We start from the raw sequence: 12,260 nt of genomic DNA, 5'->3' as shown, positions 1-12,260 counted from the left end.
TATTGACTCCAGAGAATTCGAGAACGATAGTGGGAACGTTCCCGTAAACGATCCTATACCGATCACGAGCCAATCGCGATCGCACGAAGGAGGAGACCAATATGCAACCGATGGATATGCGCGGGTTGAGCCCGGCCCCCGTTACCGCTTTCACCCGCGACGGTGAAGTTGATCACAAAGCCAACGCCAAACTCGCCAAATGGCTGGTCTCGATGGAAGGCGTCAAAAGCCTCGTCATCCTCGGCCATGCCGGCGAGGGCACCTTCCTCACGGAAGAGGAGCGCCTTGCTCTCATCCGCACTTATGTCGAAGCGGTCGACGGTGCCGTTCCGATCATTGCCGGGATTACTGGTGAAGGCACGAGGGTCGCCGCTGAAGAGGCCAGGAAATGCAAGGCGGCTGGTGCCACCGGCGCGCTCGTCTATCCGAACCACGGCTGGCTGCGTTTCGGCTTTCAGAAAGGAGCGCCTCAGGATCGCTACAAGGCAATCTGGCAGGAGTCTGGCCTCCAGTGCATCCTGTTCCAGTATCCCGACGCCACCAAGGCATCATACGATCTGGATACACAGCTTGCGATTGCCACACAGGAAGGCGTCGTCGCCACCAAGAACGGCGTGCGCAATATGAAGCGCTGGTATGTCGAAATTCCGGAGCTGAAGAAAGCCAATCCAAAGCTGCAGGTTCTGAGCTGCCATGATGAATGGCTGCTGCCAACCATGTTCGATGTCGACGGTCTGCTCGTCGGTTATGGCAATATCGCGCCCGAGCTGCTGATCGACCTGATCAAAGCTGGCAAGGCGCAGGACTATCCGGAAGCGCGCAAGATCTTCGAGCGCCTTCTTCCGGTGACGCGTGCCGTCTATCATCGCGGCTCTCATATGGAAGGCACCGTGGCCCTGAAACTCGGCCTCGTGCACCGCGGTATCCTTGACCACGCTACGATCCGCGAGCCGCTGAAGAACCTTGGCGAAAAGGCCGAAGCAGAGATCTTTGCTGCCTTCGACGCCGCCGGTATTGGCCGCGTTGGCCAGATGCTGGCTGCCGAGTGACCTCTTTGACGCCCCTGCGCAGGTCGCGGGGGCGCATTTCGAAAGGAGGAGGAAACCATGGAAACCGCCGAGGCAGACTTGAACGTCTTTGAAGGCCATTGCTCCGACAGGACGAACTGACGCGCAGTAGCAATCATCAAGCAGGAGCGCCCCTGGCCGGGAGAGTGGTAGGCCACGGGGCGAGAAGGAGGAACCAATGAATGTCATGCAGCCTATGCCGGCTGAGACGGCGAATGTCGCTGATCATCAGGCCGAAATCAGCGCTCGTCTGGAGCGCCTTCCCATCACCCGCGAGGTATTCTGGGCGCGCAATATTGTCGGCGCCGCAACGTTCTTCGACGGCTACACGGTCATCGCCATCGCTTATGCCATGCCCGTCCTTGTTCGCGAGTGGGGCCTGACGCCCTCACAGACCGGCATGATCCTGTCGATGGGCTATCTGGGACAGTTGATCGGTGCGATCCTGTTTGGCTGGCTCGCCGAGAAGATCGGCCGGCTGAAAGTTCTCCTATTCACCATCCTGCTCTTCGTCAGCATGGATGTCGCATGCCTGTTTGCTGCCGGGGCCGGCATGATGATGGCCTTCCGTTTCGTCCAGGGGATCGGCACCGGCGGCGAGGTTCCGGTCGCCAGCGCCTATATCAATGAGTTGATCGGGTCGAAGGGGCGCGGCAAGTTCTTCCTCCTCTATGAGGTCATGTTCCTGCTGGGCCTCGTCGGCGCCGGGCTGATCGGCTACTTCATGGTACCGGTTTACGGCTGGAAGGCGATGTTCGTCGTCGGTCTCGTTCCCGCAATCATCATGGTTCCTCTGCGCTGGTTCCTCAAGGAATCACCGCGTTGGTTAGCTGCCAACGGCCGCTATGGCGAAGCAAACGCTATCGTCACCCGCATGGAAGAAAGTGCTCGTGCGGCCGGCAAGGAATTGCCCGAACCGAAGCTCATCCAGGCGCCGGTCCACCGCAAGTCGGACTGGCGCGAACTCTTCCAGGGCGTCTACTTGAAGAGGACGCTTTCCATCTGGGCCATGTGGTTTACCGCCTATACGGTTGCCAACGGTACGATCACCTGGCTGCCGACCCTGTATCGACAGGTCTTCAACCTGCCGCTTCAAACCAGCATCTTCTATGGTTTCCTGACGTCGGTCGGCGGCGTGATTGCTGCTGTCATCTGTGCGCTGCTCATCGACAAAGTGGGACGCAAGCGCTGGTACACGGGGGCGCTGCTTCTCGCTCCCCTGCCGCTGCTGGTTCTCGCATGGCTCGGCGCGACCTCTCCCATCCAGGTTTTGGTTCTAGCCGGCCTCGCTTATGCGATCGTCCAGACCGTCACATTCTCCCTTTACCTGTACTCTGCCGAGATCTACCCGACACGCCTCAGGGCATTGGGAACCGGAACCGGCAGCGCCTGGCTTCGCCTGGGATCATCGGCCGGCCCGATCCTCGTCGGTACGGTGATGTCTTCCATGGGCATCCAGTATGTCTTTGCGAGCTTCGCAGCCATTCTGATCGTTGGTGCAATCATCACGATGTTGTTTGCGATAGAAACCAAGGACCGCGTACTGGAGGAACTTTCTCCGTAACGGTTGAAAATACGGTCTGATCGGCTTTGATCTGGCGGATGAAAATCCGCCAGTTTCATTTGGTCGTCGCTGAGGGCACTGGGTCGGCGCCGCCGGGAGGTCAAGCGGCGCCGGATGCGGTTTCTGTTATCGCTGGCAGACTTTGACGCGATAGGGATTGCCCCAATCGTCGTGCAACCATTCGAAGTGGCAATAGTCCGGCCGGTAATAGGTCCGGTAAACGGGGTAGGGGCGGTAAGCGGGATAGGCCGGGTAGGCGGGACGGGCGGCCTCCGACAGCAGCGCGCCGCCGACGACGCCGGCAGCAAGGCCGCCCCAGAAGGCATCGCGCGGACGGGCATCGGCGGTGGTGGCGGTGGCGAGCGAGGCGCCGGCAAAGGTCAGCGCAATCAGGCCCGTCGCCATGGTCTTATGAAGAACGGACATGGTATTTTCCTTTCATGGGCATGGCTTCCATAAAGCCATGCCGCAGACTCGGCCCGGATCGCGGCGGCGCAATGGCCGCGCAAGCAGTTTCGGCATTAAATTTTCGTCATGATTTCAACGGATCCCCGATGTCGAAAGGATTTATCGCGGGCGACCTTTCAGTCTCGTGCAAGCCGGGGCTGGTAATCCCGAAATGTCTTCAGCTTGGTAAGCCGGCTCGTAAAATTCGGCTGTCGAAATTTATGGTTAAAACCTTGTTAAAAGCCTTGGCGTTATAGTTTTTGTAGTCGATATTTCATTTATTACGGGAGCGATATTTTTTGAAATCAGCCGGGGAACTTCTGGAGTTGGCTTGCCGCCGGATCGCTGATCTGGATACCCCGGCCTATGTCAAGAACAGCGAGCTGCGTTATATCGCCGTCAACGAGGCCTATGCCCGCTTTCTAGGCCGCGAGATCTCCGATTTCATCGGCAGGCGCAGCCGCGAACTCCTCGACCGTCCCGAGGAAGAGGAACGCGAGGACAAGGAACGCCGCGCGCTGGTGTTCGGCACCGAGGAAAACGCCATCTGCTTCGATGCGGCGGGCCTCAGTCATGAACGCATCCAGATCGAAAGCTTCTCACCATCGCCGGATCGGGCCTACGTGCTCGGCATGTTCGAAGTGCGCGAACCGACGCGCCAGGCGATGGGCGACCCTGGGATCGCTGGCGACCCTCGGATGACTAGCGACACCGGTGTCGCCGCCGATTTCGCCCGCGTGCGCGAGGCGCTGGAACAGCTCGACCAGCCGATCGGCATCTTTGCCGAAGATGGCCGGCCACTGGTCGTCAACGCCGCCTATCGCAACGGCGCAAAGCCTGCGGCTGTCAGCGACACGGCCTGGCACGAGAGCGTCAATGAGCTCGACCTGCTGCGGACCATCCTGGAGGACCTCCCGGTCGCAGCCTTCGTGCGCGATGACAAGCATCGCCTCGTCTACGCCAATCAATATTACGAGACCTTCAGCGGCCATAGCCGTTCCCGGGTCCTTGGGATGACCGAACACGAAATGTTCGGTCCGGACGGGGGCGAGGCGATCTACCAGGAAAACCTGCTGGCGTTGCAGGGAGGCAGGTCGAAGGAGATCGAAAGCCTGCTGCCGAGCAAGGACGGCCATATCTATTCCGTCCTCTCGCGCGTCAATCGCGTCGTGACAGCGGATGGTCGGCCCTATGTCGTCGGCTCCTTTTCGGACATCTCGCCACTCAAGGAACGAGAGAAGGCGCTGATCGAGGCGCAGAAACACAAAGAGGTGCTGCACCGGGATATCGAGAATATCCTACGCTCGTTGCCGGTCGGCGTGCTGATCCTCGATAACGACCACCGGATCCTCTACGTCAACGACGAGTTCTACGGCATCTGGGAGCTGCCACTCGACGATCCCTTCGACGGCCGGCCCTTCATCGACGTCATCCGCCGCAATTATGAGCTCGGTCGCTACGACGGCACGCAGACGCCCGAGGAGATCTACGATTTCCGCAAGCACCTGTTCGAGACCGAGGAGCCCGAGCCGATCGAGCTCGGTTGGGCGGGCGGCAAATCCGTCATCTTCGATAGCCGCCGTATCTCAAACGACCGGATCCTGCTGACCTATGCCGACATTACGGCCGTGCGTGAGCGGGAAAATGAAGTCCACGAGGCCCGTGCCGCGCTGGAACATCTCGGCGAGTTGTTGCGCGACGCGACGCATGCCATGCCGCAGGGTCTAGCCATCGTTCAGGACGGCATTATCAAGATGTCCAATGAGGCGCTTTCTGACATCCTGCAGATTCCGGCTACCTATCTCGAGCCTGGCGAGGGCTGGATTGGCATGTTCGAATTTTGCGCGGCGCGTGGCGATTTCCATGATGCGGCGGCCGAAATCCTGCAGGGCTGGCGCGACAATATCGCGGCCAGGCTGCCGATTTCCACAGTCTTCCATGTCGGCGGCGAGCGCTGGGTGAACATGGATGCGACGGTCAGCAAGGGTCAGCACTGGGTGGCGCTCTTCACCGACGTCACCGAGCTCAAGAGCCGCGAGGAGGAACTGCGCCAGCTGCTGTCGCGCGCCGAAGCCGCCGACCGCGCCAAATCCGAATTCCTCGCCAATATGAGCCATGAGATTCGCACACCGATGAACGGCGTGCTTGGGATGGCGGAACTGCTTGCCAAGACCAACCTCGATACGCGCCAGAAGACCTTCGTCGATATCATCGTCAAGTCGGGCAATGCGCTGCTGACGATCATCAACGATATCCTCGACTTCTCGAAGATCGATGCCGGGCAGATGAAGCTGCGCAAGGCCGCGTTCGATATTACCGAAGCGGTGGAGGATGTGGCGACACTCTTGTCCTCGCACGCTGCCGAGAAGAACATCGAACTCCTGGTGCGGGCCGCACCCGATCTGCCCGCCGCCGTGATCGGCGACGCCGGGCGTTTCCGCCAGATCGTCACCAATCTCGTCGGCAACGCCGTCAAGTTCACCGAGCGCGGACATGTCTTCGTCGATGTCGGCTTCCAGCCGGCTGCCGGCGGCGAGATCATGGCGTGCATCCGCATCGAGGATACCGGCATCGGCATCCCGCCGGAGAAGCTCGAATCGGTCTTTGATAAATTCTCGCAGGTGGACGCCTCGTCGACCCGGCGGCATGAGGGGACCGGCCTTGGTCTTGCGATCACCGCCGGGCTCGTCGACCTTTTCGGCGGTTATCTCAACGTCGAAAGCGAATGGGGAAAGGGTTCCGTCTTCACCATCAACCTGCCGTTTGCGGTGGCGGCTGCCCGCCTTGAGCCGAAGCCGTTGCCGATCAACGTGCAGGGTGCGCGCATCCTCGTCGTCGACGACAATGAGGTGAACCGGCGAATCCTCACCGAACAGCTGTCTCTCTGGGGCTTCGACGGCGTGGCCGCCGAAGGCGGCGGCACCGGACTTGCGATTCTGGAGGCGGCGGCCGGTCTCGGCATTACCGTCGATGCCGTCGTGCTCGACTATCACATGCCCGATATGAACGGCGCCGATGTCGCGCGTCGGCTACGAGCCGATCCCCGCTTCGTCGAACTGCCGATCATCTTCCTGACGTCGATGGATATTTCCGGCACGGAAAAGGAATTCGCGGCGCTGAATGGCCACGCGCATCTGATGAAGCCGGCGCGCGCCAACGTGCTGCGCAACACCGTCGTCGAGGTGGTGCGCGCCAGCCGCGTCAAGCAGGCATCCGAGGCCGAGATTGCCCGGCTGCAGACGGAAGTGGCCGCGCCCGCGCCTGCGCCGCAGAAGCGAGCCGCTGAATTCTTCGACGTGCTCGTTGCCGAGGACAACGAGGTCAACCAGATCGTCTTCACCCAGATCCTGCAAGGCACGGGTCTTTCCTTCCTCGTCGTCGACAATGGCGAGGAAGCAGTCGCCGCCTGGGAGCGGCATGCGCCGCGGATCATCATGATGGACGTCTCAATGCCCGTCATGAACGGCCATCAGGCGACCCGGGCGATCCGCGAACGGGAAAAGGGGCAGGGGCACCGGGTGCCGATCATCGGCGTTACCGCCCATGCGCTCGAAAGCGACCGCGAACTCTGCCTCGATGCCGGCATGGACGACTACATGTCGAAGCCGATCAGCCCCGAACTGCTCGAGGAAAAAATCCGCCAGTGGCTTGGAACAAGTGAGCAGCAGCCAGGGCGCACCAGCTACTGATCTGTACGCTGATCGGGTGACGCCTTGGCGCCGCAGAGCATTTCGCGCTTGCCGGCAAAGCCCTTGCGGCGCTCGACGGCAAAGCCTGCGGCGATGAGGTTGCGGCGCACGAAGCCAGCCGCCGCATAGGTGGCGAAGGTGCCACCGGCTGCGCTTTTCTCGCAGACGAGCCGCATCAGTTGCTCCGACCACATATCGCTGTTGCGCGACGGGGCGAAGCCGTCGAGATACCAGGCGTCGAAACCGGGCGTGGCTGCGGCCACGCCCTCCAAGGCATGGCCGCAGACCACGCTGAGCATCGTCTGGGCATCGAGATCGAGCTCAACGATGCCATCAGGCGCTTGCGGCCACGCCGCCGTCAGCGCCTCGCGTTCGGCATCGATCTCCGGCCAGTGCGACAGCGCCCGGCCGATTTCTTCGCCGCGCATCGGGTGGAGTTCGAAGGAGGTGAAATGCAGGTACTGGCCGTCTGAACGGTGGAGCTTCCATTGCCGCCAGGTTTCGGCGAAGTTCAGGCCGGTGCCGAATCCGAGTTCTCCGATCCGGAATCTCTGCCGCCCGTTCCAGCGCTCCGGCAGGCCGTTGCCGGCGAGAAAAACATGGCCGCATTCCAGCCGCCCGTCGGTCTGGCAATAAAAATGATCGCCAAAGGCTGTCGAATAGGGCATATCGCCGTCGCGCCATTCCAGCGGCTGCGGGGCGCCTGCGCCAATCTGATCGGGGGTCACGTCTGTCATGGAAAAAGCCGATAATCCTGCGCCGGTCTCACGTCAATCGTCCTCGGAATTGCTGATCGTCGGCGGCGGCATCATGGGTCTCTGGGCGGCCGTCCATGCGGATCGCCGGGGCATCCGGACTCTTATCAGTGACGCCGGCAGATTGGGCGAAGGTGCAAGCGGCGGCCTGCTCGGCGCGCTGATGCCGCATATGCCGGACCGGTGGTCGGAGAAGAAGCAGTTTCAGTTCGATGCGCTGGTCTCGCTCGAAACCGAGATCGCCGCGCTCGAAGTCGAGACCGGGCTTTCCGCCGGTTATAACAGGTCTGGACGGGTGATCCCGCTGCCGAAGCCGCATCTCAACACAATAGCGCGCGGCCATTTCGAGGACGCTGAACAGCACTGGCGGGTGGGCGAGCGCCGCTTCCACTGGCATGTGCTCGACAGGCCACCGGTCAACGGCTGGATCGAGGCGTCTGCCGGTGAGAGCGGCTTCGTGCACGATACGCTCGCCGCCCGCGTTGCGCCCCGCTTGCTGATCGCAGCGCTTATCGCCTTCCTGCGGCGGGCGAAACATGTTCGTATCCTGGAGCAAGCGACGGTTGCCGGCCTCGATCCTGATCGCGGCACGGCCGAAATCAACGGCGAAACGATCGCTTTCAGTCACTGCATCCTGGCCGCCGGCCATCAGTCCTTTCCGTTGCTGCAGGGCCTGACGCCGGGGCTGAAACAGCCGCTCGGCCAGCCGGTCAAGGGGCAGGCGGCACTATTGAAAGCCGATATCGACCCGGCCCTGCCGACGATCTTTCTCGACGGGCTCTATGTCGTCGCGCACGAGGGCGGGCACGCGGCAATCGGCAGCACCAGCGAGAACCGTTTTGACGATCCCAGCTCGACCGACGCCCAGCTCGACGCGCTGATCGAGGCGGCGCGCACCATCGTGCCAACCCTTCGTGATGCCCCCGTTGTCGAGCGCTGGGCTGGGCTTCGTCCGAAGGCGATCGACCGGGATCCGATGATCGGCCGCCATCCCGACCACCGGCGTCTGATCGCGCTCACCGGCGGCTTCAAGGTCAGCTTCGGCCTCGCCCACCGGCTGGCGGAGGCGGCGATATGTATCGCAGGCGATGAGTCTCACGGATTTTTGCTGCCGGAAAGCTTCGCAATTTCAAGCCACATCGCGGCGGCTTCACGTTAAACGTGAATTAGACGCCGCTGCGTTTCGTTATTCTGTCATGCAAATCACCTATCTGCTTGCGCATCGACAGCGCCGGATCTGAACGGCGCTCACTTCCTTGATGGAGGAAATTGCATGCGCTATGCCATTTGCTTCACGCCTCCGGCGAGCGACCCGTTGTCGCTCGTGGCCGCCAATTGGCTTGGCCGAAACGTGTTTTCGGGCGATATGATGGAGCCTCCGGCAGTTCGTGGCCTCGGTATTCACGAGATCGCCTTCCATACCGCCGTGCCGCGGCGCTACGGCTTTCACGGTGTTTTGAAGGCGCCCTTTCATCTGTCCCACGACATGCCCGAATCGCAACTCCTGCGCGATCTTATGCGTTTTTCCGGGACCTTTGTTCCCTTTCAGATTCCGCGTATCGAAGTCGCCCGGCTCGGCAATTTCTACAGCCTGCTGCCGAGCACTCCCTCCGAGCAGATCCAGTATCTCGCCTCGGCGATCGTGCAGGAATTCGATCGTTTTCGCGCACCGCTCAGCGAGGCCGAGATCGAACGCAGCGATCCGGACGGGCTGTCGGCGACGCAATTTTCCAATCTGCATCGCTGGGGCAATCCCTATGTGATGGAGGAGTTCCGCTTCCATATGCCGGTGACGGGCCCCGTCAACGCGATCGACATGCCGCGCATCGAGCCGGTGTTGCGGACGATCTTCGAGCCTGTCCTCTGCGAACCTGTCATGGTTTCCAACATTGCCCTGATGATCGAAGAGGGCACCGGCGGTCCTTTCCGCGTTCATTCGCTGCATCCGATGGGCAAGGTCAGCGCGCGCAAAATCGCTTGAAGGTGCTGATGAGCTAAAGGCTTGTGCCGTAAAGGCAAAATCCGGCGGAGCAGTTTCCGTCTCGACATTCCGGCTGCGGATGCTACCGTTCCCCGTCTTTTCAGAAGGTGATTTGATGGTATCCGAGACTTATCCGCGTAATCTCGTCGGTTACGGGCGTCTGACGCCCGATCCGAAATGGCCGGACGAGGCACGCGTCGCCGTGCAGTTCGTCATCAACTACGAGGAGGGCGGCGAAAGCTCGATCCTCGACGGCGATCCGGCTTCGGAAAACCTGTTGTCGGAAATCGTCGGTGCGGCCGCCTGGCCAGGGCAGCGCAACCTCAACATGGAATCGATCTACGAATATGGTTCGCGTGCCGGCTTCTGGCGGCTCTGGAGGATGTTCACCGATCTCAAGGTGCAGGCAACCGTCTACGGCGTGACACTGGCGATGGCCCGCAACCCCGAGGCCGTCGCTGCAATGAAGGAGGCCGGCTGGGAGATCGCCAGCCACGGTTACCGCTGGCTGGAATACAAGGATTTTCCAGAGGATCTGGAGCGCAAACATATCCTCGAAGCGGTGCGCCTGCACACCGAGCTTACCGGCGAGCGGCCCTATGGCCTCTATCAGGGCAAGCCTTCCGACAATACGCTTCGGCTGGTGCAGGAGGAGGGCGGTTTCCTCTATTCCTCCGATTCCTATGCCGATGACCTGCCCTATTGGGTGAAGGGCGTCGACGGGAAACCCTTCCTGATCATCCCCTATACGCTCGAAACCAACGACATGCGTTTTGCAACGCCGCAGGGCTTCAATGCCGGCGATCAGTTCTTCACCTATCTGAAGGACGCCTTCGACACGCTTTATGAGGAAGGCAAGGCGGGCAGCCCGAAGATGATGTCGGTCGGCTTGCATTGCCGCCTCGTCGGACGTCCCGGCCGGGCGGCAGCGCTGAAGCGCTTCATCGAATATGTGCTGAAGCATGACAAGGTCTGGATTCCGCGCCGCATCGAGATCGCCGAGCATTGGCACAAGCACCATCAGCCGGAAGCGCTCTGATGATGTCGCGCGAGGATTTCGTCTCCCGCTTCGGCGGTGTCTTTGAACATTCGCCTTTCATCGCCGAGCGCGCCTATGACACCGGCCACGTGACGGAGCCGCTGACGGCGACCGGCGTGCATGCGTCGCTAACCGCTGTCTTCCGGGCGGCAAGCCCGCAGGAGCGCCTCGGCGTGCTCAGCGCCCATCCTGACCTTGCCGGGCGCCTCGCGATAGCAGGTGAACTCACTGAAGACAGCCGGAAGGAGCAGTCCGGCGCCGGTCTCGACCGCCTGAGCCCGGCCGAACATGCCCGCTTCACCGAACTCAATTCGGCCTATGTCGAAAAATTCGGCTTTCCCTTCATCATCGCCGTCAGAGGGCTCGGCAAGGACGATATCCTGTCGGCCTTCGAAACACGGATCGGCAATGGCAGGGACGAAGAATTTGCGACCGCGACGGCGCAAGTCGAGCGGATCGCGCTGCTGCGCCTGACGACGATGCTGCCGGAGGCTGAATGAACGAGCGGCGCGCGATCGACTATCTCAATGAGATGTATGAGGCGGCATCCGAAGCGCTGTCTTTCGTCGGTGGAATGGATGGGGCGGCGTTTGCCGGGGACAAGCTCACTTTCAAGGCGGTCACCTTTTGCCACTTCACCATCGGTGCCGCGGCATCCCGTCTGCTCGTGACTCATCCGGAATTTGCGACCGAACATCCCGATCTGCCGTGGACGAAAATCTGCGGCACGGGCAACCGTATCCTCGACGGTGTCTTCGACCTCGATCCTTCCGACATCTGGGAGGCGACGTATCGCACGCTGCCGGAGCTTCTTTCCGCGATCGATGCCATCCGTCACTGGCATGCCGAAGGTGAGTGAGCGATTGCCCCCACATCTCGACATCCGTCCGCTTGCGAGATCCGCCTTTGCTCCCTTCGGCGAGGTGATCGAAGCCGACCCCGCCTCGATGCGGCTCATCAATGGCGGCACGACGGAGCGTTTCCATGCGCTCGCCGCCACCGAGGCGACGGGCGAGGGTGCGCGCGTCATCATCAACCTCTTTCGCGGCCAGCCGCGCAACTTCCCCTATGAAGTCACCATGATGGAGCGCCATCCTTTCGGCAGCCAGAGTTTCTCGCCGGTCTCGGGCCGTCCTTTTCTCGTCGTCGTCTCCGAGGACGAGAACGGCCGACCGGGCAGGCCCCAGGTGTTTCTGGCGCGCGGCGACCAGGGCGTGAACTATCGCCGCAACGTCTGGCATCATCCGCTGATGGCGCTCGGCCAAGCCTCAGATTTCCTGGTCGTCGATCGTGACGGGCCGGGCAATAATCTGGAAGAATACTTCTTCGAAACCCCTTATATCATCAAAGAGCCAGCCCCATGACCGGACTGACCACACATGTTCTCGACACCGCTCTCGGCAAGCCGGCCGAAGGCTTGAGGATCGATCTTTTCCAGCTTGACGGCGAGATCCGCAGGCATCTGAAGACGGTGGAGACCAATGCCGACGGCCGGGTTGACGGCGGCCCCATCCTCATTGGCGAAAATTTTCGGACCGGCACCTATGAACTGGTCTTCCACGCCGGCGATTATCTGAGGGCCAGCGGCACGCCGCTGCCGCATCCCGCCTTCCTCGATCTCGTGCCGATCCGCTTCGGCATTGCCGATGTCTCGGCGCATTACCATGTGCCGTTGCTGATTTCACCCTATGGCTATTCCACCTATCGAGGCAGCTAGA

At 61.3% G+C, this 12,260-nt stretch carries 12 protein-coding genes; 10 read left to right on the top strand and 2 right to left on the bottom strand.

The features are described 5' to 3' along the window. Positions 1 to 101 precede the first annotated feature (101 nt). Positions 102 to 1,049: a dihydrodipicolinate synthase family protein gene (locus RlegSU303_RS16860; protein WP_165505288.1), complete on the top strand. Its 948-nt coding sequence runs from the start codon at positions 102 to 104 to the stop codon at positions 1,047 to 1,049. Between the two features lie 196 nt (positions 1,050 to 1,245). Next, entirely contained in the window at positions 1,246 to 2,631 is a 1,386-nt protein-coding gene (locus RlegSU303_RS16855; protein WP_077978989.1) for an MFS transporter, read from the top strand. Positions 2,632 to 2,757: 126 nt separating this feature from the next. On the opposite strand, the gene RlegSU303_RS16850 is transcribed toward RlegSU303_RS16855, so the two are convergent. Then, complete coding sequence (locus RlegSU303_RS16850; RefSeq protein ID WP_027664025.1) at positions 2,758 to 3,057, bottom strand: hypothetical protein; 300 nt, start codon at positions 3,055 to 3,057, stop codon at positions 2,758 to 2,760. A 320-nt stretch (positions 3,058 to 3,377) separates the two neighbouring features. Here RlegSU303_RS16850 and RlegSU303_RS16845 point away from each other — a divergent pair, with 320 nt between their 5' ends. Beyond that, positions 3,378 to 6,767 carry a PAS domain-containing hybrid sensor histidine kinase/response regulator gene (locus RlegSU303_RS16845; RefSeq protein ID WP_231283225.1) on the top strand — a complete coding sequence of 1,130 codons (3,390 nt, stop codon included), beginning with the start codon at positions 3,378 to 3,380 and terminating at the stop codon, positions 6,765 to 6,767. Here the strand turns inward: RlegSU303_RS16845 and mnmD are convergent. Beyond that, positions 6,761 to 7,504, bottom strand: coding sequence for a tRNA (5-methylaminomethyl-2-thiouridine)(34)-methyltransferase MnmD (gene mnmD, locus RlegSU303_RS16840; RefSeq protein WP_131619613.1), 744 nt, complete (start codon positions 7,502 to 7,504; stop codon positions 6,761 to 6,763). The two genes, RlegSU303_RS16845 and mnmD, sit on opposite strands and share 7 nt — an antisense overlap. Between mnmD and RlegSU303_RS16835 the strand changes: the two genes are divergently transcribed. The 7 genes from RlegSU303_RS16835 to uraH all read left to right on the top strand — a co-directional run bounded on the left by RlegSU303_RS16835 (position 7,503) and on the right by uraH (position 12,259). Then, positions 7,503 to 8,681 (top strand): NAD(P)/FAD-dependent oxidoreductase, encoded by a 1,179-nt coding sequence (locus tag RlegSU303_RS16835; protein ID WP_131629734.1) that lies wholly within the window; start codon positions 7,503 to 7,505, stop codon positions 8,679 to 8,681. The genes mnmD and RlegSU303_RS16835 overlap by 2 nt on opposite strands. A 114-nt stretch (positions 8,682 to 8,795) precedes the next feature. Continuing rightward, positions 8,796 to 9,503 (top strand): DUF1045 domain-containing protein, encoded by a 708-nt coding sequence (locus RlegSU303_RS16830; RefSeq protein ID WP_017961585.1) that lies wholly within the window; start codon positions 8,796 to 8,798, stop codon positions 9,501 to 9,503. A 115-nt stretch (positions 9,504 to 9,618) separates the two neighbouring features. After that, a complete protein-coding gene (gene puuE, locus RlegSU303_RS16825; RefSeq protein ID WP_017961584.1) occupies positions 9,619 to 10,542 on the top strand; it encodes an allantoinase PuuE in 924 nt (307 codons plus the stop codon). Then, complete coding sequence (uraD, locus tag RlegSU303_RS16820; protein ID WP_094088788.1) at positions 10,542 to 11,042, top strand: 2-oxo-4-hydroxy-4-carboxy-5-ureidoimidazoline decarboxylase; 501 nt, start codon at positions 10,542 to 10,544, stop codon at positions 11,040 to 11,042. The genes puuE and uraD overlap by 1 nt, the downstream gene beginning before the upstream one ends. Next, positions 11,039 to 11,401: a HepT-like ribonuclease domain-containing protein gene (locus RlegSU303_RS16815; protein ID WP_003541963.1), complete on the top strand. Its 363-nt coding sequence runs from the start codon at positions 11,039 to 11,041 to the stop codon at positions 11,399 to 11,401. The genes uraD and RlegSU303_RS16815 overlap by 4 nt, the downstream gene beginning before the upstream one ends. Next, positions 11,385 to 11,906 (top strand): ureidoglycolate lyase, encoded by a 522-nt coding sequence (locus RlegSU303_RS16810; RefSeq protein ID WP_017961582.1) that lies wholly within the window; start codon positions 11,385 to 11,387, stop codon positions 11,904 to 11,906. Before RlegSU303_RS16815 ends, RlegSU303_RS16810 begins: the two co-directional genes overlap by 17 nt. Beyond that, positions 11,903 to 12,259 (top strand): hydroxyisourate hydrolase, encoded by a 357-nt coding sequence (uraH, locus tag RlegSU303_RS16805; protein WP_017961581.1) that lies wholly within the window; start codon positions 11,903 to 11,905, stop codon positions 12,257 to 12,259. Before RlegSU303_RS16810 ends, uraH begins: the two co-directional genes overlap by 4 nt. Position 12,260 lies beyond the last annotated feature (1 nt).

This window comes from Rhizobium sp. SU303, from assembly GCF_021052345.1.
GTDB lineage: Bacteria > Pseudomonadota > Alphaproteobacteria > Rhizobiales > Rhizobiaceae > Rhizobium > Rhizobium laguerreae.
This window is presented reverse-complemented; position numbering and strand designations above follow the sequence as displayed.

Coding starts and splice junctions, on each gene's coding strand:
- RlegSU303_RS16860 (WP_165505288.1), top strand. CDS start 102: ATGCAACCGATGGATATGCGCGGGTTGAGCCCGGCCCCCGTTACCGCT.
- RlegSU303_RS16855 (WP_077978989.1), top strand. CDS start 1,246: ATGAATGTCATGCAGCCTATGCCGGCTGAGACGGCGAATGTCGCTGAT.
- RlegSU303_RS16850 (WP_027664025.1), bottom strand. CDS start 3,057: ATGTCCGTTCTTCATAAGACCATGGCGACGGGCCTGATTGCGCTGACC.
- RlegSU303_RS16835 (WP_131629734.1), top strand. CDS start 7,503: ATGGAAAAAGCCGATAATCCTGCGCCGGTCTCACGTCAATCGTCCTCG.
- mnmD (WP_131619613.1), bottom strand. CDS start 7,504: ATGACAGACGTGACCCCCGATCAGATTGGCGCAGGCGCCCCGCAGCCG.
- RlegSU303_RS16830 (WP_017961585.1), top strand. CDS start 8,796: ATGCGCTATGCCATTTGCTTCACGCCTCCGGCGAGCGACCCGTTGTCG.
- puuE (WP_017961584.1), top strand. CDS start 9,619: ATGGTATCCGAGACTTATCCGCGTAATCTCGTCGGTTACGGGCGTCTG.
- uraD (WP_094088788.1), top strand. CDS start 10,542: ATGATGTCGCGCGAGGATTTCGTCTCCCGCTTCGGCGGTGTCTTTGAA.
- RlegSU303_RS16815 (WP_003541963.1), top strand. CDS start 11,039: ATGAACGAGCGGCGCGCGATCGACTATCTCAATGAGATGTATGAGGCG.
- RlegSU303_RS16810 (WP_017961582.1), top strand. CDS start 11,385: ATGCCGAAGGTGAGTGAGCGATTGCCCCCACATCTCGACATCCGTCCG.
- uraH (WP_017961581.1), top strand. CDS start 11,903: ATGACCGGACTGACCACACATGTTCTCGACACCGCTCTCGGCAAGCCG.